This is a genomic window from Algihabitans albus, from assembly GCF_003572205.1.
GTDB classification, from domain to species: Bacteria; Pseudomonadota; Alphaproteobacteria; order Kiloniellales; family DSM-21159; genus Algihabitans; species Algihabitans albus.
Genome location: NZ_QXNY01000004.1, coordinates 426203 through 451800, shown reverse-complemented (window position 1 = coordinate 451800; position 25598 = coordinate 426203). Strand labels below are relative to the sequence as shown.

The 25598-nt window shown below is 64.3% G+C and carries 26 protein-coding genes; 12 read left to right on the top strand and 14 right to left on the bottom strand.

The window, feature by feature from the left end; translation table 11 throughout:
• Nucleotides 1-109 precede the first annotated feature (109 nt).
• Nucleotides 110-1702 (bottom strand): 2-polyprenylphenol 6-hydroxylase, encoded by a 1593-nt coding sequence (gene ubiB / locus DBZ32_RS12215; RefSeq protein ID WP_235830169.1) that lies wholly within the window; start codon nt 1700-1702, stop codon nt 110-112.
• Complete coding sequence (locus DBZ32_RS12210; protein ID WP_119167418.1) at nt 1690-2562, bottom strand: class I SAM-dependent methyltransferase; 873 nt, start codon at nt 2560-2562, stop codon at nt 1690-1692. The genes ubiB and DBZ32_RS12210 overlap by 13 nt, the downstream gene beginning before the upstream one ends.
• A gap of 50 nt (nt 2563-2612) precedes the next feature.
• Here DBZ32_RS12210 and mutM point away from each other — a divergent pair, with 50 nt between their 5' ends.
• From mutM to dnaA, 5 genes are all read left to right on the top strand, one after another.
• Nucleotides 2613-3473, top strand: a complete 861-nt coding sequence (mutM, locus tag DBZ32_RS12205) for a bifunctional DNA-formamidopyrimidine glycosylase/DNA-(apurinic or apyrimidinic site) lyase (protein WP_119167417.1) — start codon at nt 2613-2615, stop codon at nt 3471-3473.
• A gap of 16 nt (nt 3474-3489) precedes the next feature.
• On the top strand, nt 3490-3864 hold the full coding sequence (locus DBZ32_RS12200; RefSeq protein WP_162906734.1) for a hypothetical protein: 375 nt from the start codon (nt 3490-3492) through the stop codon (nt 3862-3864).
• Nucleotides 3865-3929: 65 nt separating this feature from the next.
• Complete coding sequence (locus DBZ32_RS12195) at nt 3930-4706, top strand: enoyl-CoA hydratase-related protein (RefSeq protein ID WP_119167415.1); 777 nt, start codon at nt 3930-3932, stop codon at nt 4704-4706.
• A gap of 156 nt (nt 4707-4862) precedes the next feature.
• Nucleotides 4863-5126, top strand: a complete 264-nt coding sequence (gene rpsT, locus DBZ32_RS12190) for a 30S ribosomal protein S20 (RefSeq protein ID WP_119167414.1) — start codon at nt 4863-4865, stop codon at nt 5124-5126.
• Between the two features lie 787 nt (nt 5127-5913).
• Nucleotides 5914-7419 (top strand): chromosomal replication initiator protein DnaA, encoded by a 1506-nt coding sequence (gene dnaA / locus DBZ32_RS12185; protein WP_235830167.1) that lies wholly within the window; start codon nt 5914-5916, stop codon nt 7417-7419.
• Between the two features lie 173 nt (nt 7420-7592).
• On the opposite strand, the gene DBZ32_RS12180 is transcribed toward dnaA, so the two are convergent.
• The 5 genes from DBZ32_RS12180 to DBZ32_RS12160 all read right to left on the bottom strand — a co-directional run bounded on the left by DBZ32_RS12180 (nt 7593) and on the right by DBZ32_RS12160 (nt 11852).
• A complete protein-coding gene (locus DBZ32_RS12180) occupies nt 7593-8624 on the bottom strand; it encodes a glucosaminidase domain-containing protein (RefSeq protein WP_119167412.1) in 1032 nt (343 codons plus the stop codon).
• A gap of 250 nt (nt 8625-8874) precedes the next feature.
• A complete protein-coding gene (locus DBZ32_RS12175) occupies nt 8875-9429 on the bottom strand; it encodes a NifU family protein (RefSeq protein ID WP_119167411.1) in 555 nt (184 codons plus the stop codon).
• Between the two features lie 131 nt (nt 9430-9560).
• Complete coding sequence (locus DBZ32_RS12170) at nt 9561-10115, bottom strand: universal stress protein (protein WP_119167410.1); 555 nt, start codon at nt 10113-10115, stop codon at nt 9561-9563.
• A 53-nt stretch (nt 10116-10168) separates the two neighbouring features.
• Nucleotides 10169-10942, bottom strand: coding sequence for a TIGR02186 family protein (locus tag DBZ32_RS12165; protein WP_119167409.1), 774 nt, complete (start codon nt 10940-10942; stop codon nt 10169-10171).
• 1 nt (nt 10943) lies between these two features.
• Entirely contained in the window at nt 10944-11852 is a 909-nt protein-coding gene (locus DBZ32_RS12160; protein WP_119167408.1) for a sulfite exporter TauE/SafE family protein, read from the bottom strand.
• A gap of 537 nt (nt 11853-12389) precedes the next feature.
• On the opposite strand from DBZ32_RS12160, the gene DBZ32_RS12155 reads away from it, so the two are divergent.
• Nucleotides 12390-12932 (top strand): hypothetical protein, encoded by a 543-nt coding sequence (locus tag DBZ32_RS12155; protein WP_119167407.1) that lies wholly within the window; start codon nt 12390-12392, stop codon nt 12930-12932.
• Nucleotides 12898-13497, top strand: coding sequence for an OmpA family protein (locus DBZ32_RS12150; protein WP_119167406.1), 600 nt, complete (start codon nt 12898-12900; stop codon nt 13495-13497). Before DBZ32_RS12155 ends, DBZ32_RS12150 begins: the two co-directional genes overlap by 35 nt.
• A 36-nt stretch (nt 13498-13533) precedes the next feature.
• On the opposite strand, the gene DBZ32_RS12145 is transcribed toward DBZ32_RS12150, so the two are convergent.
• On the bottom strand, nt 13534-14037 hold the full coding sequence (locus DBZ32_RS12145; RefSeq protein WP_235830166.1) for a hypothetical protein: 504 nt from the start codon (nt 14035-14037) through the stop codon (nt 13534-13536).
• 181 nt (nt 14038-14218) lie between these two features.
• On the opposite strand from DBZ32_RS12145, the gene mutS reads away from it, so the two are divergent.
• The gene (gene mutS / locus DBZ32_RS12140; RefSeq protein ID WP_235830165.1) at nt 14219-16900 is read left to right on the top strand and encodes a DNA mismatch repair protein MutS; all 2682 of its coding nucleotides are present in this window, start codon (nt 14219-14221) and stop codon (nt 16898-16900) included.
• 42 nt (nt 16901-16942) lie between these two features.
• On the opposite strand, the gene DBZ32_RS12135 is transcribed toward mutS, so the two are convergent.
• A complete protein-coding gene (locus DBZ32_RS12135) occupies nt 16943-17701 on the bottom strand; it encodes a nucleotide exchange factor GrpE (protein ID WP_119167403.1) in 759 nt (252 codons plus the stop codon).
• 39 nt (nt 17702-17740) lie between these two features.
• Nucleotides 17741-18829, bottom strand: a complete 1089-nt coding sequence (hrcA, locus tag DBZ32_RS12130; protein WP_119167402.1) for a heat-inducible transcriptional repressor HrcA — start codon at nt 18827-18829, stop codon at nt 17741-17743.
• Nucleotides 18830-19076: 247 nt separating this feature from the next.
• Here hrcA and rph point away from each other — a divergent pair, with 247 nt between their 5' ends.
• The 3 genes from rph to hemW all read left to right on the top strand — a co-directional run bounded on the left by rph (nt 19077) and on the right by hemW (nt 21831).
• The gene (gene rph / locus DBZ32_RS12125; protein ID WP_119167401.1) at nt 19077-19802 is read left to right on the top strand and encodes a ribonuclease PH; all 726 of its coding nucleotides are present in this window, start codon (nt 19077-19079) and stop codon (nt 19800-19802) included.
• 64 nt (nt 19803-19866) lie between these two features.
• Nucleotides 19867-20493 (top strand): RdgB/HAM1 family non-canonical purine NTP pyrophosphatase, encoded by a 627-nt coding sequence (gene rdgB, locus DBZ32_RS12120; RefSeq protein WP_119167400.1) that lies wholly within the window; start codon nt 19867-19869, stop codon nt 20491-20493.
• Nucleotides 20494-20568: 75 nt separating this feature from the next.
• On the top strand, nt 20569-21831 hold the full coding sequence (gene hemW / locus DBZ32_RS12115) for a radical SAM family heme chaperone HemW (RefSeq protein ID WP_328587486.1): 1263 nt from the start codon (nt 20569-20571) through the stop codon (nt 21829-21831).
• Nucleotides 21832-21871: 40 nt separating this feature from the next.
• On the opposite strand, the gene DBZ32_RS12110 is transcribed toward hemW, so the two are convergent.
• Nucleotides 21872-22402 carry a DUF2244 domain-containing protein gene (locus DBZ32_RS12110; protein WP_119167399.1) on the bottom strand — a complete coding sequence of 177 codons (531 nt, stop codon included), beginning with the start codon at nt 22400-22402 and terminating at the stop codon, nt 21872-21874.
• Between the two features lie 408 nt (nt 22403-22810).
• On the opposite strand from DBZ32_RS12110, the gene nth reads away from it, so the two are divergent.
• Nucleotides 22811-23491 (top strand): endonuclease III, encoded by a 681-nt coding sequence (nth, locus tag DBZ32_RS12105; protein WP_119167398.1) that lies wholly within the window; start codon nt 22811-22813, stop codon nt 23489-23491.
• A gap of 40 nt (nt 23492-23531) precedes the next feature.
• Here nth and DBZ32_RS12100 read toward each other — a convergent pair whose 3' ends face one another.
• The 3 genes from DBZ32_RS12100 to phoU form a co-directional block, all read right to left on the bottom strand.
• Entirely contained in the window at nt 23532-23915 is a 384-nt protein-coding gene (locus DBZ32_RS12100) for an HIT domain-containing protein (protein ID WP_119167397.1), read from the bottom strand.
• A 159-nt stretch (nt 23916-24074) separates the two neighbouring features.
• Entirely contained in the window at nt 24075-24770 is a 696-nt protein-coding gene (phoB, locus tag DBZ32_RS12095; RefSeq protein WP_119167396.1) for a phosphate regulon transcriptional regulator PhoB, read from the bottom strand.
• 70 nt (nt 24771-24840) lie between these two features.
• Nucleotides 24841-25575 carry a phosphate signaling complex protein PhoU gene (gene phoU, locus DBZ32_RS12090; protein ID WP_119167395.1) on the bottom strand — a complete coding sequence of 245 codons (735 nt, stop codon included), beginning with the start codon at nt 25573-25575 and terminating at the stop codon, nt 24841-24843.
• Between the last annotated feature and the right edge of the window lie 23 nt (nt 25576-25598).

Here is a 25598-nt window from a genome sequence, read left to right as displayed (position 1 = left end):
AGATAAACTAGCGAGCGGTACCTTGCATCCGCAAGCCCCTGCTACTGTATTTTCGCAGACTAAGGGATCATTTTTTACGTGCTTCGATTGCATGCCGTCCAGACAGACGTCAGTCCAGAAGCGCGACCAAGGCAAGCGCCAAAGCAAGCAGAGACAGCCAGAAAGCCGTGCTTCGACCCGAACCGTCCCGGCTAAAATCCCGCTCTTCGTTGGCGTCGTGTCGCCCCCGCGGCGGCCAACTCTCAAGCACCTCCTCCGCACGTCGGGCGAGCAGCGGCAAGCGGCTCAAGGTCTGGGTCATTTCCTCGACGCCGCGCGCCGCGCGGGCCCCCGGCCCGCGATTTGCCCGAACCCACTGCGCGATAAGGGGCTCGGCCAGCAACCAGATATTGAGCTCTGCGTCCAGTCTGCGACTCACCCCTTCCGCCATCAGCATATTCTTCTGCAAGAGCACGAGCTGAGGCTGCACCGGCATCTGGAAAGACTCCGTCAGCTGCAACAGCTGACCGAGCAGGCGGGCAAAGGAAATGCGCTCCAACGGCTGGCCGAAGATCGGTTCGCAGACCGCACGCAGCGACTGCGCATAGAGGTCGAGCGGCTGACCGGGCGGCAGGAAACCCGCCTGGGCCTGCACCTCGGCAAGACGCCGATAGTCGCGTCGCAAGGTGGCCAAGAGCATGTCGGCCAGAAGCGCCCGTGTCACGCCGTCCAAGCGTCCCATGATCCCGAAGTCGACGGCGACGATGCTTCCTTCGGCGTCCACGAACATGTTGCCCGGATGCTGATCGCCGTGAAAGAAGCCGTCGCGGAAAACCTGGTTGAAGAAGATGGCGGCAGCCTTCTCCAACACGTCGCGCAGATCGTGGCCGGCCGCCAACAGCGCGGCCCGGTCGTCCAGCCGAATCCCGGAGATACGCGCCATGGTCAACACCCGCCTGCCAGTGCGCTCCCAGTCCACCTCGGGCACCCGATAGCTCTCGTCGCCGACGAAGTTCTCCGCAAGTTCGCTGGCGGCCGCAGCCTCCAGCCTCAGATCCATCTCGGTCTTGACCATACGCTCGAACTCGGCGACCACGGCGACCGGGCGGAAGCGGCGCAAACGCGGCTCGGTTCGCTCGGCCAGACGGGCCAGCCAGTAAAGCAGCTGTAGATCGCGTTCCAGCTTCTCTTCCACCTGCGGGCGCAGCACCTTGACCGCAACCTCGCGATCGCCGTCCCGCGCATCCTCGTCCGTACCCTGTGGATCCTGCGGTCGAATCACCGCGAAGTGGACCTGCGCGATCGAGGCGGCGGAGACAGGTGTATCGTCGAAATGGCTGAAGAGCCGTTCGAGCGGTACGCCCAATTCCTCCGCAACCGCGGCACGCGCGGCGGACGCGGGAAAGGGTGCCAGGCGATCCTGGAGTTCGGACAGATCCGCCGACATTTCCTCGCCGATGAGATCGGCGCGGGTCGCGAGGAACTGGCCCAGCTTGATGAAACTAGGCCCCAGCGCGACGAAGGCGCGGGCCAGCTTCTGGCCCGGCCGCCCGTCGCGCTGCCGCGGGACCAGCCGCCGCAGAAGCGCGGTCAAGGTCGGCGCGACGCCCGTCTTCTCGACCGCCGCCAGAGCGTCGTACCGCGCCAGCGTGCGGGCGATGCGGAGCAATCGCCAGAGCATGAGAGGACTGCGCAGCATCGCTCCGCCGATCAGATGCGCCACCCGGAATGGATCGCCGCGATGCCGCCCGAGAGATTGCGCCAGCGCGCACGTGCGAAACCCGCCGCCTCCATCCTGGCCGCCAGATCCGCCTGAGGCGGGAACCGGCGGATGGACTCGACGAGATATTGGTAGGAGCTGCGATCCCCGGCAACCAGACCGCCGAGCCGCGGCAGCACTTGGAAGGAATAGAGATCGTAAGCCTTGTCGAGCAACGGCAGCACCACCTGGCTGAACTCCAGACACAGGAAACGGCCTCCGGGCCGCAGAACCCTCCGCGCTTCCGCCAAAGCAAGGTCGACGTCGGTGACGTTCCGCAGGCCGAAGGCGATGGTGTAGGCATCGAGCGAGCGCGCCGGCAGGGGCAGCGCCAGCGCATCGCCACAGACCCAGGAGATATTCCGCAGCAGGCCCCGGTCGATCGCGCGATCGCGGCCTTGGCGCAACATACCTTCCGTCAGATCCAATACGACGATATCGCCAGCGGCGCTCTTGCCCGAAGAGTCTGCGCTCTCGGTCGGCGCCGGGCTCCTGGAGATCACTGGATTTTCAGGGAGTTCGGGGCGGAACAGACGTTCCGCGACGCGAAAGGCGATATCGCCGGTCCCGCCCGCCACGTCCAAGAGCCGCAGGCCCGGACGCGGATTCAACAGGCGTACGAAGGTATCCTTCCAAAGGCGGTGCACACCGAAAGACATGAGATCGTTCATCACGTCGTAGCGGCCGGCCACCGACTCGAAGACGTCGCGGACCAACGTCGACTTGTCGGCCGGCGGGACCTCGCGGTAGCCGAAGCTGACGGTCTCGTCGGAGCCCTGGGGCACGGCGGTTTCCGAGTCTGGATTTCGAGATGGATGGGGCATCGGGGCGGAAGATAGCGCCCCGGCAAGGCTTCGGCTAGGTTGCGCGCACCATGCCTGAGCTGCCTGAAGTCGAAACCGTCATTCGCGGCCTTCGCCCTGTCCTTGAGGGACGGACTCTTTCCGAGGTGGTCCAGCGCCGTCAGGACCTTCGCTTTCCGCTGCCGTCGGGCTTCGCCGACCGTCTGACCGGGCGCAGGATCGAGCGGATCGTGCGCCGGGCCAAGTACATTCTCGTGCATCTGGAAGCCAAGGGGCGCGCCGGCTCCGAGGTCCTGTTGATCCATCTCGGCATGTCCGGTCGCATGACGTTGTTCCCGGCCCGCCCCAACGTGCCCTACCTGCCACACGATCATGTCGTCTTTATCACCGACGAGGGGCGCGAGGTGCGCTTCAACGACGCACGCCGCTTCGGCTTCATGGATCTCTTCGACAAGGACGAGTTGGCCGGCCATCCGAGGCTCTCGTGTCTCGGTCCCGAGCCACTCTCCGAGGACTTCGACGGCGCATACCTCGCCGCTGCCTTGGCAGGCAAGTCGACGCCGATCAAGGCAGCGCTCCTCGACCAAACCGTCGTGGCCGGTCTCGGCAACATCTACGTCTGCGAAGCGCTCTACGGCGCCGGCCTCTCGCCCAAGCGCCTGGCGCGGGCGGTACAGGGCGGACGGGCCGATCGGCTCGCCGCAGCGATCAAGGCGACCCTGACCCGCGCCATCGCAGCGGGTGGCTCCAGCTTGCGCGACTACGTGCAGGCCAGCGGCGAGTTGGGTTATTTCCAGCATGAATGGGCGGTCTACGGCAAAGAAGGCGAAGCCTGCCCGACCTGCGACTGCGACCTCACCACATCCGGCGGCATTCGCCGCTTCGTTCAGTCGGGGCGTTCGACTTTCCACTGTCCCCGGCACCAGCGTTGAGGCTAGTTTGCACGACATGTCTCGGAGGTTACCCCCCCTTTTTCTCGGTCTGCTGCTCGCCTTGACCGCAACGGTCGGAGCGGCGCAGGAGACACGCTACTTCGAAGCTTTACCCGATCTGCCGGTCATGCCGGGCCTGACGGAATCGGAAGCCGCCGGCATTGCCTTCGATAAACCGGGCGGGCGGATCGTTACGCTCTATGCAACGGGCGAAGCCGCACCGGAGGCGATCCTCGGCTTCTACCAGGAGACTCTGCCGGCACTGGGTTGGCGCGCGGTCGAGCGACAAGCCTGGTTGCGCGAGGGGGAGCGCCTCACGCTGGAGGCAAACCGCGATGCGCGCGTGCGCGGCGGAGAAACCGTCGCCCGCTTTACGCTGGCACCCGAATAATCTGAAACGTCGCCACGACAACCATAGCCTGCGCTCCATCGCGCGGGCCGGAGGGAGGAGCCGCCATGGCCTATGACTACATTGCCACCGAGACCCAGGACGCGGTGGCCGTCATCACCTTGAATCGTCCGAAGGCATTGAACGCCCTGTGCGCCGGTCTGATCGCCGAACTCGGCGAGGCCTTGAAGGGCTTCGACGCCGACCCGGGCATCGGCTGTATCTTGATCACCGGCAGCGAAAAGGCCTTCGCGGCCGGTGCCGACATCAAGGAGATGAAAGACAAGACATATCAGGAAGTTGAGGCGGAAGACTTCATCACCGGCGATTGGGAGATCCTCGCGACGGTCCGTACACCGACGGTCGCCGCCGTTTCGGGCTTCGCGCTGGGTGGCGGCTGCGAAGTCGCGATGATGGCCGACATGATCGTTGCCTCCGACACCGCTCAGTTCGGTCAACCCGAGATCACGATCGGCACAATTCCCGGCTCCGGCGGTACGCAGCGTCTGACCCGTGCCGTGGGTAAGTCCTTGGCGATGTACATGTGCCTGACCGGGGAGTTCATCGACGCGGAGACGGCCTTGCGCGCCGGACTGGTTGCCAAGGTGGTGCCCGCGGCCGAATTGATGGAGGAGGCGCTTCGCATCGCCAGGAAGATCGCAGGCATGAGCCGGCCGGTGACACGGGTCTGCAAGGAAGCGGTCAAGGTCGCGCTGGAGACGACCTTGGCGGAAGGCGTGCGCTTCGAGCGCCGGACCTTCCACGCCACCTTCGCCTTCGATGACCGCAAGGAGGGCATGGAGGCCTTCGCCGCCAAACGGAAACCCGTCTGGACGCATCGCTAAAGGGTCCGGGGCAGCCAAACCGCGACATCGAACCCTTGACGACTGGTGGGGGCGTAGCTATAACCCGCGCCTTCGCCGGCCGAGGTGCGCCTGACTTTTACGGCGCGAACCGACGCAAGCGATCCCGAATGTTCCAGGCCATCGAATAGGGTAACCATGGCGAACCATAAGTCCGCCGAGAAGCGCATTCGTCGCAATGAGCGCCGGCGTGAAATCAACAAGGCACGGGTGAGCCGCATCCGCACCTTCCTGAAGCGTGTCGAGCTGGCAATCGCCAGCGGTGACCAATCGAGCGCAAGAGACGCGCTTAAGGCCGCTCAGCCGGAAATCCAGCGCGGCGTTACACGGGGCGTCTATCACAAGAATACCGCCGCACGTACGCTCTCCCGCCTATCCAAGCGGGTGAAGGCACTGGCCTGAGACTGCGGTCGTGTTCCCGGATCCGCGTTGATCCGGAGGCTTGGTGGTACAATCAAGAGCCCTGTCGATAATCGGCGGGGCCTTTTTTGTTGCTGCGCAGCCGTCCGAACCGCTCGCTTGGCATAGATGGCATCTTCACTCCGACTGCCGTGGAGGAGGTGTGGACGATGAGCCACACCTCGGGGCGGAATCATCTCCGGAGGCCGAAATCTCTGTTGTAGCGGATACACAACCCATAGGTGATATGCTGGAGTCTGAAAGCCTTGCTCGCGAGTCTTTGATGAGGGTGCCAGAGTCATCGAGCAAGCTGACAGGCGTTCCGCCTTCGGTCTCGTTGCGCCGGATCTAGGTGACAGGTAGATTACGCGGCCTCCGAAGACGGTTAACGTTTGCGGATGAACTGATTAAAATAAAGTAAAATCCTCAGGGTCTTGTGGATAAGTAATGTATAGATAATAATAGGGGGAAGCGTTGTGGGGTGGATTAATTCGACCGTTTTAGTTAGTACTGCGCCCAGACAGAACTCCACTGAAGTCGGGGTGTAGTTTCCCCCAATTCCTTAAAAGTCGAGTGTGCCGCCACGGTCGGCAAACGCGATGCGTCTGATAGCCGCTTCGACGGCGCAGCTTTGTCTGAAGCCAAGCCTCGGGCAAACGTCACGCCGAGCGCATGAAACGAGAGACTAGAAAGGGCATTTGCGGTCATGCAGAGGGCGACGATTGCAAGAGGTGCGACTTCCGACCGAGAGGGAGCGTATCGAGCGTCACCCAAGGACGCTGGCGCTGCCTTGAGCTACGGCGAGCGCCGACCCGCCGGGCAAGGCGAGGACCGCAAGCATCTGGATGAGCAGTGGGCGCGCGTGCGTGTGCGTCTGCGCAATGAGGTCGGCGAGAACGCCTTTAGCTCCTGGCTTAAGCCGCTGATCCTCGTCGGCCCGCGCGGCGACAAGATTCGCATGGCCGTGCCGTCGCGCTTCATGCGCGATTGGATTAACGGCAACTATAGCCAGCGCCTCGCCGAACTCTGGGCGGAAGAGCGTAATGCGGCGGTCGGCATCGAGGTGGTCGTTCAACCGCCGGCACGGCCGACACCGCGCGAGTCGCAGGACACGCCGCTGCGCTCGTCACCCGCTACCGCACGCGCTACGCCGTCGAACGAAACGGCCGATACGACCGGTCATACCAACTCGGACGCCAGAACTCATGAGGCCAACGGCGAGCGCCGCGCCTCCCTCGTGTCGACGGGTGGAACGGACATGCGAGACTTGGAAATTTCCGCCTCGCTCGATCCGCGTTTCACTTTCGACAAGTTCATTGTCGGCAAGCCGAACGAACTGGCCTATGCCGCCGCTCGGCGGGTGGCCGAGGCCGAGGCGGTTCCCTTCAACCCGCTGTTCCTCTACGGCGGTGTCGGGCTCGGTAAGACTCACCTGATGCATGCCATCGCCTGGCACCTGCGGGACCATCGTCCGGAAAAGCGGGTGATCTACCTGTCGGCCGAAAAGTTCATGTATCAGTTCATCCGTGCGCTGAGGACAAAGGACACGGTCGCGTTCAAGGAACAATTCCGATCGGTCGACGTTCTGATGATCGACGATGTCCAGTTCATCGGGAACCGGGACGCCACGCAGGAAGAGTTCTTCCACACCTTCAACGCGCTGGTCGATCAGAATCGCCAGGTGGTGATCTCAGCCGATAAGAGCCCGAACGATTTGGAAGGCGTGCAGGAGCGCATGAAGTCGCGTCTGGGCTGGGGCCTGGTCGCCGATATCCATCCGACCACCTACGAGTTGCGGTTGGGCATTTTGGAATCGAAAGCCGAAAGCGTCGGCGTCGTCATCCCACGGCGGGTGCTCGAATTCCTCGCTCATAAGATCACCTCCAACGTTCGAGAATTGGAGGGCGCGCTCAACCGCATCGTCGCTCACGCCACGCTGGTCGGACGGTCGGTCACGCTCGAGACGACGCAGGAGGTTTTGACCGATCTACTGCGCGCCAACGATCGTCGCGTCACAATCGAGGAGATTCAGCGCAAGGTCGCCGAACACTTCAACATCCGTATCTCCGATATGCATTCGGCCCGACGCGCACGTTCGGTCGCGCGGCCTCGGCAAATTGCGATGTACCTCGCCAAGCAACTGACCAGCCGTTCGCTTCCGGAGATCGGTCGGAAGTTTGGCGGACGCGACCACACCACAGTCATGCACGCGGTCAAAAAGGTGGAGGAGCTCAAGGGAACCGATCACCGCTTCGCGGAAGACGTCGAGTTGCTTCGCCGCATGCTGGAAGGCTGACAATCCCTTTTTGGAAACCGGACTGCGCGCTCTGGCGCCAATTACCGAAGCTTGAACTTCGGAAAGTCGTCGGTCTTAGCTCTAGGTGAGTTTGGTCCGGTGTGAGCTTGCCTTATAGCTCGTCGACGCAGTTGCTCTAGGATAACGGTGTGGCTTCCCAAGGGGGCCACATTCTAGGGAGCTGCGAAGGCGGTCAGCGGTCGGCTTTTGAGTTCGGCATCGTCCAATTCAGCTAGCCTGTTGTGACGCATCAACGCCCGCAACTTGCCGACATAGCCGTCGATTTCCGCGTAGCGCTCCAGGCCATGCACCAGGTTCCCCCCGCCAGGCCTTTTCCCAGCAGCCGCCAATCGTGCCCGCTCGCGCCTGAGTTCGCCATAGGCTTGATGGCTGTTGAGGTTGTGCATGTAGGCCCGCACCGAATCCATCAGGTCGATGAAAGCCTTGACCCGGACGCCTCGGTTCAGTTCCGGCACGATCGCCAAGGCCTCGGCGGACCAGGTGCGCTGACCGAAAAGCGCGTTGCCTTTCAAGGCGAAGCGGCTGGTTCCCCAGCCGGATTCGACGATCGCCTGAGCCAACGCCAGACTAGGCGGAATCTCGTCGACTCGCAGCGTGAGCCCGGCAAGATCACCATGGGCCAAGCCGTAGTGCTCCGCCAGCGCGTCCAGCCAGGCCCAGTCGGTTAGTGAAATCTCCGCACCGGCCTCGATCCGGTTTGCGAGATCGAGCAGGCGCCCGCGTCTTTGCCTGAGTTCTTCGTTCGCCAAGAGAATCAGCGGCAGCACGCTGCCCAGGAACACCTGTTTGCGGGTTTCGATTTGGCCGATCTCGGATAGATCCGGCGGTAAGGTGGCAACGTAGAGCCGTGGAACCTCGGCGGCGCCGTCACGGATCTCGGTGAGCTGGAAGTCGACGCGCTCGAGAGCAACTTTGAGTTCGGCCACGTTCGACGGCTCGATCACCTCGGCGATCCCCAGGGACAAGCCGCCGCCCTCGGCCCCCGCTTGCGGTCGCGTGAAGTCACCGGCACCTGTCGAGGCGCGATCCAATCGGCTTTCGAAGCCGCTGGTTGCTGCGGCCGCGTGAAGGCGCGGGCCCGTGACGGCATCGACGAAGGTCAGGGAGCAAGCGAGGAGCAAGGTGGCGATGGCCGCGCACAGCACTCGGGGGCGACCAGAGGTCGCCTCGGCGATTGTGAACATGGTCTCGACTAGCCTTATTGCTTGACGCTGCGGCTCGACTCTTCCAGGACCGAGTTGGTCCCTAGGCCGGACGGGCTCGGAAAAGCGCTGATCTTTGCCGAAGCGGCAGTCCGGCGGAGGCAGGCTCCCAAAGGGCCCTCAGCCTCAACGGACTCGAACGGTCTTCGAACTGAGCAAGCACTGCCAAAGCCGATCCGGCGCGAGCGCGCGCAGGTTGATGCTTATCCCCAAGGCCGGGAAAGGTTGGCCGTCAATTGACGGCGCGCACCTCGGTCACTTCCGGCACGTAATGCCGCAGCATATTCTCGATGCCCATCTTCAAAGTCGCGGTGGAAGAGGGGCAGCCGGCACAGGCGCCTTGCATGTGGAGCAGCACCACTCCGTCTTCGAAACCACGGAAGATGATGTCACCGCCGTCTTGCGCCACGGCCGGACGGACGCGCGTGTCGAGCAGTTCCTTAATAGTGGAAACCACCTCGCTATCCGTCTCGGCTGCGGCGTTCCCGTCGGCTTCCGCCTCGCGCAGCAGGTCCTTGCCGGCGACGAAGTGCTCCATGATCACCCCCAGCACCGCCGGCTTCAGGAGATACCATTCCTGCGCCTCGGCCTTGCTGACGGAGATGAAGTCGCTGCCGAAGAAGACGCCGGTCACGCCCTCGACCTCGAACAACCGCTCTGCAAGCGGCGAACGCTGAGCTTCCTCTGCGCTTGCGAAACTCGCCGTTCCTGTCTCGCCCATCACGGGGCGGCCAGGCAGGAACTTCAGCGTCGCCGGGTTCGGCGTTTGCTCGGTCTGAATGAACATTCTGACAATCTCCCGCTTGGGAAAGGACTTTGGCGACTTAAGGGGCCATTAAGACCTTTTCAAGCGTAGAAAGAAGCGGGTCCGTGGCCGCTCAGCGCATGGCGAGCCGGCACGGGGCCTGCACAGCGTCGTTACGACAGCGAATCGATTTCTTCCGAAGCGAGGCTATCCGGCACGATGGTGACAGGTACCCGCAGACGGCCGATGTACTTTCCCGTCAGCGCAGCCACCAAAGGCCCCGGACCACCCTTCCCGGTTGCAGCCCCAAGGACCAGGATCGAGATGTCCGGCTCGTCCTCGATCAACTGAAAGAGCTGGTCGCGGGGGCTCCCATCGCGCAAATGCAGGATGGGCATGCGGCCGACCCATTCGTTGACCTTCCCGGCGAGCCGCTGCAGCACCTGTTCGCCCTTGTGCCTCGCCTCGTCGCGCATCAGCTCGCCGACGGTCAGCCAGTTCTCGAACTCACTCGATTCCGTGACGTAAAGCAGGGCGACACGACCGCCGGTATGCCGCGCTCTACGGCAGGCGAAGCGGAGCGCGACGTCCATCTCCGGACTCTCGTCGACAATCACCAGAAAGACGCGGCCGACGCCCCGGTTCGGATCCTCTCCGGGATCCGGACGGTCGGAGGACAGATCTCCGTCCGGCGTTGCCGCGCTCGGTGTGGTCTCGTCAGGCGTCATAGAGCGTCAAAACCCACAACTGGCATGGACGTGACGGCGGGTCATTGCCCAAATCAGTCACGCCTGAAAATGAAATGGCCCGCCCATCCTGCCATCAGCGCAAGGATCACGGCAATCAGGCCGTAAGCCCCCGCCTGGCCGTGGGCGAAGTCGAAAAGCTCCGCCTCCAGCCCGATCTTGCTGACGCTCAGCGGAATAACCTGGGCGGACGCCACCTGCCCGTCTCGAAACAAGAAGACCTGCGCCTGATAAACGCCTGTCGGCACGTTCGTGGGGAAATAGACGGCGCTGCGGAACAGGGTCTCGCCGAGCAGGCTGACCTGACCGACATCCGGCGCGTAGAGGCCCTCGCGCTGCTTGGCGCGGATCAGGCCCTGACGCCACTCCTCGCGCAAGGAACCGCTGGCCTTGGCCGCCGGCAGGTCGAAATCCAGATGATCGAGTCCGATCCCGTTGGCCGCCAGCACGGTATCCTCGGCGATCTCCTCCAATGGGCGATTGGCCGCGACGGCATAGAAGCTGGGCACTTGCCCAAAGGTCAGGCTTGCGGTGTTCATCCAGATGCCAGCGACCTTCGCCTTGCGATGCAGAGTCTGCGAGCGCTCCGGTCCCCGCACGACCACCACGACATCGCCCGGCGGCAGGCCTGCCAACTCAGGATCGGTGGGCGGCTGGACGGCGCCAAACAGCAAGACATCCACTCCAACGAATCCGGTGGTGATCGCGACGAGATGCTCCGAAAGGTCGGCGATCAGAGACTGGGCACGCAGGGGCGTTGCCAGCGTCACGGCCAGCACCGCGGCGAAGAGGACACCTCGAGCACCCATGTCAGGACACCCCCAGGCTGTAGATGTCGACCGGCGGCGTCACGAGATCGAAAAGCAGCTTGCCGCCAACGGTCAGGATCAGCAGTCCCAGCATGATACGCAGGGAATCCGCCGGCAGACGCGCGCTGAAGCGGCCGCCGAACTGGGCGCCCACCACGCCACCGAGCACGAGCAGCAGCGCCAACACCAGATCGACGGTCTGGTTCTGAGTCGCCTGCAGGAAGGTGACGTTGGCCGAAACGAAGATGATCTGAAACAGGCTGGTGCCGATCACCACCGTGGTGGGCATGCCCAGGATATAGATCATCAGCGGAACCAGGATGAAACCGCCCCCGACACCCATGATCGCCGAGAGCACGCCGACCCCGAAGCCGAGCGAAAGCGGCAAAAGCGCCGATATATAAAGCCGGGACTTTGGAAAACGCATGCGCAGCGGCCAGCCGGCGGCCCAGGCGTGACCTTTGCGGCTGGGAGCGGCCACTTTGCGCCGGCGCCGCACCAGAGCGCGACCACCCTCCAGAAACAGCAGAATGCCGATGATCCCCAGCAAAAGCACATAGGAAAGGCTGATCACCAAGTCGATCTGACCAAGGCCGCGCAGCAGAGAGAAGAGTGCCACGCCCACGGTCGACCCGAGGAAACCGCCGGCCAGCAGCACGAGCCCCATGCGGACATCGACGTTTCCGCGCTTGAAGTGAGCCAACACGCCGGAGACGGAGGAGGCCACGACGTGATTCGCCTGGGTCGCCACCGCGACCGCCGGCGGCACACCGATGAAGATCAACAACGGCGTCATCAGAAAACCACCGCCAACCCCGAACAAACCTGCCAGGAAGCCGATCAGACCGCCGAGACCGAGCAGCAGCAGGACGTTGAGCGAGATTTCGGCAATCGGCAGGTAGATCTGCATAGCGGCGCCCTAGACCTTCCCGCCAGCAGAGAGCGGGCTTCCGCAGCGCCAAAAGGCGCAAGCCGACCCCACAAAAGTCGCGCGCCAGGTTTCGCGCGGGCACCTCGTCACCCGAACGTGCCGCGCGCGCTGCGGCCCCAGCTGCTCCATGAGTCGAATTCACCTGCGAAGAGACGTACAAGCCCGGACGCCCGACCGCTGCACGACAAGCAACTGCTGATCGGGGTCTTAGCGTATCCATGAAACATAACCGGGTCTTTCCAACTCATGAAAGACCCGAAGTTTTTCAGAGAGATGACCTTTGGGACCAGAGCCGTCCGAGAGGCGCTCGTCAAGACTGAACAGGTTGCCCGTTCTTACCCCGCCGGACGCAGAGGTGCGACGCCACAGAGAGACGCCCCTCCTCATCGCAAAGATCACACAGGCTGAACCGGACCAGGCTAATTAAACTGCAACCAAAAGCAAGTTTCAAAGACCTCGATACTCGTTCAGCGCGCGGAATTATCGTGTGCTTCGAAGCTCAGCGGGGAAATTGCGATGAAGAGATATCGGGCGCAAAAACTGAGATTTGCCTTTGCCTTGGGGATCGCTTTTTGGATTGCCGCGTCCGCAGCCGTTGTCACCTCGCCGCGAGCCGACGACCGGCCGGGTCCGCCCTACAGCTTCACAGTCGGAACACAGTCGAACCATCCGAACGGGACTCAGCTCTTCGTCGAAGACGTCACGGTCCACCAGGACTTCGTGGAAGTTCAGATCCGGGCGATCAACGGAGCACGCGAAGCCGTCACACTTAACGTGGATAACCGCAGCATCCTGACGGACAGCGCAACGACGCAGTACCGCATCATGCCACCCAGGGACAATCGCGACCTTCGCGTCGCCGAAGGGGGCGTTCTACAAGGAACCCTGGTATTCATCAGCCACGTCGCCGAGACCGCTGACTGGATCGAATTGCGCATCAATCCTCACCGCGCCAGCGTGAGCGACCGAACGCGAACCCCAAACTTCGACGTGCGGATCCCGCTCGCCGAAGCCGTGGCCGCCGATGGAAAAAAAAGCCCTGACGGACGTTTCGGGTGACCCGATCTCGGTCTTCGAGACGTTGGTCCTGACGCCTTCGACCGTTCAGTCGGTGACCACGGTTCCGGCCTCGAGCCTGTCGGCGTCCGGCGACCCCACGGCCTCGGCCCTCACGAGTGACAGCATGATTCCGAGTACGGCTGTCGAAGTCACCGTGCAGGACCTCATCACCGAGTTGGACGGTGAGGAGACCGAACGCGGCACGCTGATCAACTTGCCGGGCGATGTCCTGTTCGACTTCGACAAGTCGGACATCAGGCCCAACGCCGAGCCAGTGCTCGCGCGCTTGGCAAGCCTGATCGAAAAGCTGCCGCAGGCACCCGTCGAGATCGAGGGCCACACCGATGGCAAGGGCAGCGAAACCTACAACCAGAGCCTTTCGGAGCAGCGCGCCAACTCGGTGAAGAGCTATCTTGTCGAGAGCTTCGGCTTGAAGGGCGCGCGGTTGCGCACCCGAGGCTACGGTGAAAATCGACCCGTCGCGCCTAACAGGCACGCCAACGGCTCCGACAACCCCGTTGGCCGTCAACTCAACCGCCGAGTGGAAGTGATCATCGCCAACTGAGTCGGACGGTGACAGAATCAGATCCGACGAACGGCCCTAGCCTTCCGACTGCTGCAACCGGCTATGCAGGTGCACGTCTTCGGCGCCGGCCTCTTCCAGAATCGCCGTTGCGCTGGCCTGCGTCTCGGGGGTATCCGCCCGCACCCAGAGCAGAACCGCGCCGGCTTCAAGGGCGCGCGCGAAAGCCTCGGTATGCGGAGTCGCCTGGATCTTCTCCAGCACGTCGCGCGCAGCAAGTCCTGAGAGCCCCGCACCGGCGGCCAGAGCGATGGCGCCCCCGACCGGCCCGGTGGCGATTGCAATCAGGCCGGCCGCCGCGATCGGGCCGATGAAATTCACCTCGCCGGTCAACGCGGCCAGAGTTTCACGCCAGGCTTCGCGCTCCTCACCGGCGGCGTCCAGCGACTCGTGGCTGTCCAGCACCGATAGGTCGGCATGGCCGAAGCCCGTGGCGGTCAGCGCCCTGACCGCCTGTTCGAAGGCCGCTCTCGTTTCGAAACGGCCGACCACTTCGATGACCGGCATTGTCCCGTCGCTCACGCTCTATCGCCTCCAGTTGATCTGTATTGGCTTTGTCCTATTCGGAGTCGCAGGACGAGGCAAGGATGCTCGGCGCCCTTTTCATTTCGATCTCGAATCTCCAGGTACCGAAATTCCGAGTCGGGACACGCGGGCCCCGATGCTACTGTCCGCCTCCCGCATCCGCTCACCTCCGCAGCCCATGCCAGACAGCGCCCCTTCCGCTTCCGAAACGAAATCCGCGCCCCCCGCGACCCCGATGATGGCCCAGTATTGGGAGATCAAGCGGGCATACCCGGACGCCTTACTGTTCTACCGCATGGGCGACTTCTACGAACTCTTCTTCGAAGACGCCAAAGTCGCGGCGGCGGATCTGGACATCACCCTGACCAAGCGTGGCCAGCATGCTGGGGAGGAGGTCGCAATGTGCGGCGTGCCGGTGCATGCTGCCGAGGCCTATCTGGCGCGCCTGATCCGCCAGGGCCACAAGGTCGCGATCTGCGAGCAGCTCGAAGATCCGGCTCAGGCGAAGAAACGCGGCAGCAAGTCGGTGGTCAAGCGCGACGTGGTGCGCCTGGTCACCCCCGGTACACTAACCGAGGATGAGCTGCTCGACGCCCGCCGGCACAACTATCTGGCCGCGCTGACGGACGCGGGCAGTGAACTCGGACTCGCTTGGCTCGATGTCTCGACAGGCGACTTTCTGGCCGAAGCCGTGACGCCCGGCAATCTGGGTGCGGCCCTCGCCCGGATCGCTCCCGGCGAGCTGCTGCTGCCCGAACGCCTGCTGCAGCGTGCCGACCTCTTCGAGCTGCTAGGCGACTGGAAGGCGGCCTTAACCCCGCTGCCCTCCGCGCGCTTCGACAGCGAAAATGCGCGGCGCCGTCTGCAGGCGGTGTTCGAGGTCGAAGCGCTCGACGCTTTCGGCGCCTTCGAGCGGGCTGAGCTGGCCGCGGCCGGAGCGCTACTCGACTACGTGGAGCTGACACAGAAAGGCAAGCTGCCGCGCTTGACGCCGCTGCGCCGTCAAGCGCGCGGGACAGTCATGGAGATCGATCCGGCGACGCGGCGAAACCTCGAGCTGACCGAATCCCTGACCGGCGGACGCAAGGGCACGCTGCTCAACGTTCTCGACCGCACGGTGACCGGGGCCGGCGCCCGCCTGCTGGCACAAAGGCTGTCGGCGCCCTTGACCGACGAGGGTGAGATCGCGGCACGGTTGGACGCCGTCGCTTGGCTGGTCGAACGCGCGGATCTACGTGAGGGCCTGCGCAACCGTCTGCGCCAGGCTCCCGACATGGAACGCGCGCTGTCGCGGCTATCGCTGGGGCGCGGCGGTCCTCGCGATCTGGCCGCGATCCGCGACGGCCTCAGGCAGGCCGCCGGTCTGCAAGGCGATCTGCTGGGCCTGAGCGAAGACCCGCCACCCGCCGCTTTGACCCGTTCAGCCGAAGCGTTGGGCCAGCAAGAGGGACTCATCGACCGCCTCAGTCGAGCTCTGGCACCGGAGTTGCCCATGCTCACGCGCGACGGCGGTTTCGTCGCCGCCGGCTATGCGCCGCACCTGGACGAGCTGAAGCAGCTTCGCGACGAATCCCGACGCCTGATCGCCGGCCTGCAGGCCAAGTATGCGGCGGCAACCGGTATCGGCAGCCTCAAGGTCAAGCACAACAACGTGCTGGGCTACTTCCTGGAAGTCTCCGCAACCAATGCCGCGAAGATGCCGCAGGATCCGGCAGCCGGTTTCGTCCATCGCCAGACCTTGGCGTCGGCGGTCCGCTACAGCACGACCGAACTTGGCGAGCTGGAACAGAAGATTCTGCAGGCTGCGGACAGGGCGCTGGCAGTCGAGCTGGAAATCTTCGCCCAGCTCGTCGAGGAGGTGCTACAGCGCGCGGATCCGGTCGCGGCAGTCGCGCGCGCCCTCGCCGAACTGGACGTGGCCGCCGGTCTGGCCCAGTTGGCGGCCGAAGCACGCTGGACCCGGCCCCAGGTCGAGGACTCGACGATCTTCGTCGTGGAGGACGGGCGACATCCGGTGGTGGAGGCGGCGCTTGCGGCCAACGAGGGCGCGCGTTTCGTCGCCAACGACTGTGACCTCTCCAAAGCTCAGCAGCTTTGGCTTGTCACCGGCCCCAACATGGCCGGCAAGTCCACCTTCCTGAGGCAGAACGCCCTGATTGCCGTGCTCGCTCAGATGGGCAGCTTCGTCCCAGCGGCCCGCGCGAAGATCGGCACCGTCGACCGGCTGTTCAGCCGAGTCGGCGCGGCCGACGATTTGGCGCGCGGACGCTCCACCTTCATGGTGGAGATGGTCGAGACAGCCGCAATCCTGAATCAAGCAACGGCTCGGTCCCTGGTCATCCTGGACGAGATCGGCCGTGGGACCGCGACCTTCGACGGCCTGTCGATCGCCTGGGCCTGCGTCGAACATCTCCACGAGGTGAACCGCTGTCGCGGCCTCTTCGCAACCCACTATCACGAGCTCACGCATCTGGCCGGCAAACTGGAGCGCTTGTCCTGCTACGCCATGCGGGTGAAGGAATGGCAGGGCGAGGTGGTCTTCCTGCATGAGGTCGCACCGGGCGCCGCCGACCGCTCCTACGGCATCCACGTCGCCCGTCTTGCCGGCTTGCCGCCTGCCGCCGTGACCCGGGCCGAGGAGGTGCTGGGACTGCTCGAACAGGGCGAACAAGCGGGGGCTTTGACCCGGCTCGCCGACGACCTGCCGCTCTTCGCGGCGGTGCCCCGGAGCGATAGGGCCGTCCCGCAGCCGCAAGAAAGCCTCAGCGATACGGAACTTCGGACCATCAACCCGGACGAGTTGACGCCGAAGCAGGCGCTGGAGTTGCTCTACAGATTGAGAACTCTCGTCGAGGACTGACGCCCTGGCCCGCCCCAGTCTCGGCCGAAACGGGACCCGGCCTCAGGCCTGCGTGTCGACGGTCGAGCCGGGCTCGGGCGGCTCGTCGTTCTCCTGACCGCCGGCAGTTCCCGCCTTCGGACCGCCCTTCGCGACGGCAACCCGGGCCGGGCGCAACAGGCGCTCGCCAAGCAGCCAACCGAGTTCGTAGACCTGCGCCACCGTGCCGGCCGGCTTGGTCGGGTCGTCGATCTCGATCATCGCTTCGTGGCGGTGAGGGTCCAGCTTCTCGCCGATCGGATCGATGGGCACGATTCCATGCTTAGCGAAGGCGTCGCCCAAGGCCTTGTCGGTCATCTCGACGCCGGTCAAGAGCGTCTTCAGCGCCGGGTCCTGCTCGACGGCATCGGTCGGAACGGCGGCCAGAGCGCGTTTCAGGTTGTCGGCCACGCTCAGCAGATCCTTCGCCAATGGCGCGGCGGCGTATTTCAGGGCTTCGGCCTTCTCGCGGCGGGCGCGGTTGCGCAAGTTCTCGGTCTCGGCCAGCGCGCGCACGAGTTGATCCTTCGTGTCGGCAACCTGTGCCTCGAGTTCGGCCTCACGCGGCGTTGTCGCCTGAGGGCTGCCGAAGTTGCCTTCGCCTTCGTTTAAATCCAGAGCCTCCAAGGTCTCTTCGTCGAACGAGATTGCCTCCTCCTCGTCCGCGGCCTGCGCAGCGGCAGCTTCCGCTGCGGCGGCCTCGGCCGGTTTCGGGGCAGGCTCATCGGATACAAAGTCGGCCGTGCTCGGCCCTTCGGGCTTCTGCTTCGGATCGGCGGTCATGACGCTCCGTTTCTTACCTTAGTCTCTCAGTTGCGTGGATCAGGATGGCCGGCCGAGCAAACGGCCGACAGCCTGGGCGGTATAATCCACCATCGGAATGATGCGGGCGTAGTCGATGCGTGTCGGGCCGATCACGCCGACGGCGCCGACGATCTGTTGCTCACTGTTGGTGTAGGGCGCCACCACCAGGGAACAGCCGGTCAAGCCAAAGAGTTCGTTCTGGGCGCCGATGAAGATCTGCACGCCCTCAGCCATCTCCGTCATCTCCAGCAGCTTCAGCAGCGCTTCCTTGCGCTCCAGCGCGGTGAAGAGGTGACGGATGCGCTCCAGGTCTTCGAGAGCCTGCACATCGTCAAGCAGCTGATGCTGACCGCGCACGATCAAAGCTCCACCGCCGCTCGGCGCATCGCCGGACCAGGTGGCCAAACCCGCCTCGATCACCTTTCGGGTCAGCGTGTCGAGCTCGGCGCGCGTCTGAGTCAACTCGCTCTGGATGGCGCCGCAAGCCTCGCCGAGACCGCGATCGCGCAAGCGCGCCGCCAGGTAGTTGCCCGCTTCGACCAGGGACGAGGGCGGCAAGCCGATCGGAACGTCGATCACGCGGTTCTCGACCTGTCCCGACTGGGTGACCAGGACGACCAAAGCGCGGCCGGGGCCAAGCGAGACGAACTCGATATGCTTCAGCGGCGCGTCCGACTTGGGGGCGAAAACCAGGCCGGCACAGCGTGACAGACCGGACAGCATGGAGGAGGTTTCCTCCATGACTTCGGTAAAGCTGCGTCCCTGCGCGGCGCAGCGCGAATCGATTTCCGAGCGCTCCTCGCGGGTTAGGTTCCCGCGCTCCAGGAGACCGTCCACAAACAGCCGCAGCCCCAGTTCGGTCGGCAGGCGGCCAGCGGAGGTGTGCGGCGCCATCAGCAAGCCGAGATCCTCGAGATCCGCCATGACGTTGCGGATCGTCGCCGGTGACAGCGTCATGCCAAGCTGTTGCGACAGGCTGCGCGAGCCGATCGGCGCGCCGGTCTCGACATAAGCCTCCACGATACGGCGGAAGATGTCGCGATGCCGGGCGTTGAGGCCACCCAGTTCGCTGGCGATTTGCTCGACTGCGGACCTGACGCTGCTCATCTCGGTTGCGCGCTACTCCCCGGTTGAATCGCCGCCTCGCCCGCAGCGACTGCGCTCTTGGCGGCCGTCTCCGATGTAAGCGAATCGGCCGGTCACTTCAACGTCGCCCCCTGCCGCACAAGCGCCGCCGGCGGACTCCCACGACAGGCCCGATCTCAAAGCGGCGCCAGAGGGCCCTTGCAAGCCTATAGGAACCCGCGCTATGCCGCGCTCAACGCCTCTTCACCGGAAACACCAGGAGTTTTCTATGCGCCCAAGCGGCCGCACGCGCGATCAACTGCGCCCCGTCGTCTTGGAGACGGAGGTCAACAAATATGCCGAAGGCTCCTGTTTGGCGAAGTTCGGCGACACCCACGTCCTCTGCACCGCCAGTCTGATCGAAGGTGTGCCACCTTGGCTGCGCAACTCCGGACGCGGCTGGGTCACAGCGGAATACGGCATGCTGCCCCGCTCGACCGACAGCCGCATCGACCGCGAGGCGGCGCGCGGCAAGCAATCGGGTCGCACCCAGGAGATTCAAAGACTGATCGGCCGCTCTCTGCGCGCCGTTACCGATCTGACCGGCTTCGGCGAGCGGCAGATCAAACTGGACTGCGACGTTATTCAAGCCGATGGCGGTACACGTACGGCCTCGATTACCGGCGCGTACGTGGCCCTTCACCTCTGCTTTCAACACATGCAACGCTTCGGGGCCGTCAAGACGATCCCCCTGCGCGAGCCGGTCGCAGCGATCTCCTGCGGCATCTACCAGGGCGAGACCATCCTCGATCTGGACTATGCCGAGGATTCGACCGCTCAGGCCGATGCCAACTTCGTACTGACCGCCGGCGGCGGCATTGTGGAAGTCCAGGCCACTGCGGAGCAGGAACCTTTCACCCGCGAGCAATACGACCAGCTGCTGGAGTTGGCCGAGAGGGGTGTTGCCGACCTGGTTGCGCTTCAACAAAAGGCCGTCGGGTTGGCGCCGGCGTAACGTTGGCGGTACGCCTCGCGAGCGGGGGCTGCACAATCTTTGCCGCGTAACTATGTTACCGCGTATGCATTCGCGTACGCTCACAGGCAAGCTGGTGATTGCCAGCCACAATCCCGGCAAGATCCGGGAAATCGACGATTTGATCGCGCCCTTTGGGCTCGAAGCCATCTCGGCTGGCGCGCTGGGGCTGCCCGAGCCGGAGGAAACCGGCACGTCCTTCGCCGCCAACGCGGAGTTGAAGGCCGTGGCCGCAGCCATCGGCGCCAATCTGCCGGCGCTCGCCGACGACTCCGGGCTCGTGGTCCCGGCGCTCGATGGTGCCCCGGGCATCTATTCGGCGCGCTGGGCGGGCCCGCAGAAGGACTTCTCGGTCGCCATGGCGCGCGTCGAGCAGGAACTGGGAGATCGCACAGCCCTGGCACAGCGCAACGGCAGTCATGCCAACGCTTACTTCGTCTGTGCGCTGGCACTGGCTTGGCCGGATGGTTCGGTCGAAGTCTTCGAAGGCCGTGTTGAAGGCGAGTTGACTTTCCCCCCGCGCGGCGACCGGGGCTTCGGATACGACCCGATCTTCCTGCCTCAAGGCGACTCGCGCACCTTCGGAGAAATGCCGCCGGCCGAAAAGCATGCGATCAGTCACCGCGCCCGCGCCTTCGCACAACTGAAGCGCCGTCTGGAAGATCTGCAGTAGGCTGCTCTCCGGCCGGCGGCGGAGCATGCCGGCGGCACCAGTCTGCACCCTCGCCGCGAGAAGGCTCGAGATACCGTGCAAGGCCACCCTAGTCATAGAGACGAAGCGGACTCTTCTCAGTCTCGCAGCGGACAGGGAATTTCCGATAGGGAGTCGGACCGGACAACGCTCGATGCCCGGCCGAAGCAGGATCCCGGGTTCGGCGTCTACATTCACTGGCCCTTCTGCCGCTCCAAGTGCCCCTATTGCGACTTCAACAGCCACGTCCGGGACACAGTCGACCAAGTGCGCTGGCGGGAGGCGCTGTTGGCGGAACTCGCTCACTATGCCGGTGAAACGCCGGAGCGGCGCGTCAGCTCGATCTTCTTCGGTGGCGGTACGCCCTCCTTGATGGCGCCGGAAACGGCCGCAGCTTTGATTGCGGCGGTCAAGCACCACTGGCCGGCAGCGCCCGAGCTGGAGGTGACGCTGGAGGCCAACCCCACTTCGGTCGAGGCACCTCGCTTTGCGGCCTATGCCGACGCCGGCGTCAACCGCGTGTCGCTCGGCGTGCAGGCCCTGAACGATCGGGACTTGAGCTTCCTGGGACGCGAGCACGACACCGCCGAAGCGATGGCAGCCGTGGCCCTGGCACGAGGGCAGTTCCAGCGCGTCTCCTTCGACCTGATCTATGCCCGGCCCGGCCAGACTCCGGCGGCCTGGGCGGAAGAGCTACGCCGCGCCTTGGGTGAAGGTTGCGACCATCTTTCACTCTATCAGCTGACCATCGAGCAAAACACGGCTTTTCACGCGCGGGCACGCCGTGGCGAGCTGCCGCTGGCCGAGCCCGAGACGGCCGCCGACCTCTTCGAGGCGACACAAAACACCCTCGCCGCCGAAGGATTGCCGGCTTACGAGATCTCCAACCACGCCCGTCCCGGCGAGGCCTGCCGCCACAACCTCACCTACTGGCGCGGAGGCGACTACCTGGGCATCGGGCCGGGTGCGCATGGCCGTATCACTCGGGGGCGCGACAAACTCGCGACCCGCCAGCACCGCGCACCGGAAATCTGGCTGGCCACGGTCGAGCAGGCCGGCCATGCGACCAGGACCCGTAAAGCTCTGACCCGAGAGGACCGGCTCACCGAGCTGCTGATGATGGGATTGCGGTTGCAAGACGGCATCGACCGGACCGCGTTCCACCGGGAGCTCGGCAGGGAACCGGAAGCGCTTCTGGACGAGCGGAAATTGAAGGCTTTGGCGGAGGAGGGCTATCTGGTTCTCGACGCACCCGGGTTGCGCGCGACTGCGGAAGGCCGAGCGCGGCTGAATTCCTTGTTGGCCTATCTCATTCCCTAGACCAGGTGGTGGATCCAGCCGATCGGGTCGCGATCCGGCTCTAGATACTGACGGGCCCCGGAGCACAGCGGCAGACGGCAAGGTGCTGCTGCAGTTCCCGCGCCAAGGACAGGCGCTCCTCGGCTGTCAGAAACGCGCCAATGGCCAGGGACTTGCCGTGACTGCGCAGAGTGAGCTGGCTTTCGTGCTCGGGCGGATCGTCCATGCGCACTTGCAGCCAGTAGGGCTGGAAGGTCCAGCGCTTCTCCGCGCCCCAATGGTCGACCCGGCGCACCACGAGCGCGTCGCGGGTCAGCACCACTTCCTCGAACATCCGCGCCCGGCGGTAGTTGATCCGAAAGGCCAGGTAGATCAGCAGTACGTCCGCGCCCATGAAGCCGACCACCGGCCAGGCGCCCATCAGGAAAAAAGCAAGCCCGGCCGTGAAGCTGACGGCGCAGACCAGCGACATCAGCACAATGAAGCCGCGCGGACTGAGCGACCTATGGGGCGTCAGCATCGCGTCGAACAGCACCGCAGCGGCCCGCGGTGCGGTCTCGGCGCTCGCAGCAGTCGGTAGAGCAGGAGCCATGACACTGAAAGTCTAGGTCGGATTGGCCATTCGGGCTACCCGCACCGCGACCTGTCGCGCCATCTCGTCGCGGCTTCGGCTGTTCGGGCACCCATCCGGACGGGCGCCGGGGCTTCGCGGCAGAGGCCCTTTCGGCTTTGAGCCAGGACTGTCCGGTGCATCCGGAAGGCCCGGCGCGCTTTCGCCTTCCACGACTGCGGTAACCCCGCCTCCCGGCGTGTGATGCGGAAAGCAGGGATGGTCTTCGAAGGCATCCTGCGGTGATACTCTGTTCGCCCGAACATCTCTCCCCACCCCCGCGACGGCGTCCTCTACGCTCGCGTTGAGCCAACTGCAGCGAAGCTTTGCTCTGAGAAGCCGTCGAAAGCCGCCTGTCTTCGGGGAAAGCCGACAAGATGAAAGCCTGACATGAAGAAAGCCGATATCGCCGAGTTCTTCGACCGCCTGGCCACCGCCCTGCCGGAGCCGAAGGGTGAGCTGGAATACGTCAACGCCTACACCCTGCTGGTTGCGGTGGTGCTGTCGGCGCAAGCCACCGACGTCGGCGTCAACAAGGCGACACGCCAGCTGTTTCAGGTCGCCGACACGCCGGAAAAGATGCTGGCCCTCGGCGAGGCGCGTCTGAAGGATCACATCAAGACCATCGGTCTGTTCAACTCCAAGGCCAAGAACGTCATCGCCCTGTCGCGGCAGCTCTTGAACGAGCACGACAGCCAGGTGCCGCAGAACCGCGAAGCCCTGGTCAAGCTACCCGGCGTCGGCCGCAAAACCGCCAACGTGGTGCTGAACATGGCCTTCGGACAGGACACCATTGCCGTCGACACCCATATTTTCAGGGTGTCGAACCGGACCGGGATGGCACCGGGAAAGACCGTCGATGCGGTCGAGCAGAAACTTGAGAAGGTGGTGCCGTCAAACCGGAGGCAGCACGCTCACCATTGGCTCATCCTGCATGGCCGCTACGTCTGCAAGGCCCGCAAACCGGACTGTCCGGCTTGCCCGGTCAGCGATCTCTGCGCCTACAAGGCCAAGACAACGGTGGCCATGACGGCCGCGAAGCCGGCCAAGCGGCGCAAACCGGCGGCCTGATCAGAAACGCCAAGGTCCTGCGGCCAGCCTAACGGAAACGTCAGGTTTGTTTGTGGATCGGCTTGATCATGCGGCCGAGGTCGGTTCCGGCGAAGAGGTGCATGTGAAAGTGCGGAACCTCTTGGTGGGCATCCTCGCCGTGATTGGCGACGATGCGGTAGCCGGCCTCCGCTGCTCCCAGATCGCGGGCGACCTGGCCGAGCAGGCGAAAGAAATCCCCGATTTCCGCGTCGCTTGCCTGTGACGCGAAGTCGTCGGACGAAACGTAGGCTCCCTTCGGGATCACCAGGACATGAGTCGGCGTCTGCGGTTCGATGTCTCGGAATGCCAGACTGTGGGGGCTTTCGGCCACCTTGTCGCAAGGAATTTCACCGAGGATGATCTTGGCGAAGACGTTGCTGTCGTCGTAGGTCGCGTGGGTCACCTGCGTTTCCTCATCTTTTCAGTCAGCGCTTTAATAGCTTGCCGCGCAGAACCGCAACAAGACCGGCGCGGCTGTCAACAGGAAGCTGCGGGGTTTTGGGTTCGGATCTCGGCGCCGGAGCGGGCAGACGCGGGTCCACCGAGCCTTCACCGCCTTCGGTCAGGCTGCTTGTGCGCGATCCAAGGCATAGCCGGCGGAGCGGACGGTCCGAATCAGGTCCGCTTCGTCATCGATGTTGAGCGCTTTCCGCAGCCGGCGAATGTGCACATCGACCGTCCGCGGCTCGACGTAGACGTCACGCCCCCAGACGGCGTCGAGCAACTGCTCCCGGCTGAACACCCGGCCCGGATGCTGCATGAGGTAGCGCAGGAGGCGAAACTCGGTCGGACCGAGATGAACGTCGCGTGGGCCGCGGCGAACCCGATGGGCCGCAAGGTCCATCTCCAGATCGTCGAACTGCAGCGTCTCGTTGGCCAGTGCCGGCTGCGCACGTCGCAGGACGGCACGCATGCGGGCCACCAATTCGGCCGGGGAGAAGGGCTTGGTGATGTAATCGTCGGCGCCGCTGTCGAGTCCTCGGACCTTGTCGGCCTCCTCGCCGCGCGCCGTCAGGATGATGATCGGGACGTCGCGGGTTTCCGGCGCACGCCGGAGCTGCCGGCAGACTTCCAGGCCGCTCATCAAAGGTAGCATCCAGTCGAGCAGGACGAGGTCCGGCCGCTCTTCCTTGGCGAGAACCAGGGCCTCTTCGCCATCCCGCGCATCGGCTAGGCGGAAGCCCTCGCGTTCCAGATTGTAGCGCAGCAGCGTGACCAGAGCCGCCTCGTCTTCAACAAGCAATATCAACGGCTTCATAACGGCAGGGATCCCCCGAAACTGCGGTGCCAGTGACGGCACCTCTTCTCCTGAACGCCCGCTCAGGTGCTCACACCTCCGTTGGTGGCGACAGCACCGCGTAACTGCTGGTGTCGCCCTTGGGGCGACCGCCAACGATCTTGTTCCCGGTGACCAGGAAGTGAATGACTTCGGCGATGTTGGTCGCATGGTCGCCCATGCGTTCGACGTTCTTGGCGATAAAGAGCAGATGCGTACAGGGCGTGATGTTCCGCGGATCTTCCATCATGTAGGTGAGGGTTTCGCGGAACAGCGAGGTATACATCTCGTCGACCTCGGCATCGCCTTCCCAAACGTCGATTGCCTTGGCCGGGTCGCGCTCGACGTAGGCATCGAGAACTCGCTTGATGTTGGCCAACACGAGCTGAGCCATGCGCGGCAAGGTGTGCGCCGGCTCTGTCATCGGCACCTGGTTGAGCGCCATGGATCGCTTGGCGACATTGGCGGCGTAGTCGCCGATCCGCTCCAAGTCGGCCGAGATCTTCAGGGCTGCGATCACCTCACGCAGGTCCTGGGCCATCGGCTGGCGCAGCGCCAAGAGCTGCACTGCCTGTTCGTCGATCTCCTGCTCCAGAACATCGATCTGCACATCGTCCTGAACGACCTGGGCCGCCATCTCGCTGTTGCGGCGGCTCAAGGCCTCGACCGCAGACGCCAGTTGGCTTTCCGCGAGGCCGCCCATGCGGATGATCGATTGGCTGAGCCGCGTCAACTCCTTGTCGAAGGCGCGCACCGTATGTTCGGCGGAGGTATCTGGCACTGTCATTCCTTTCCGTCCCGGCGCCGCTT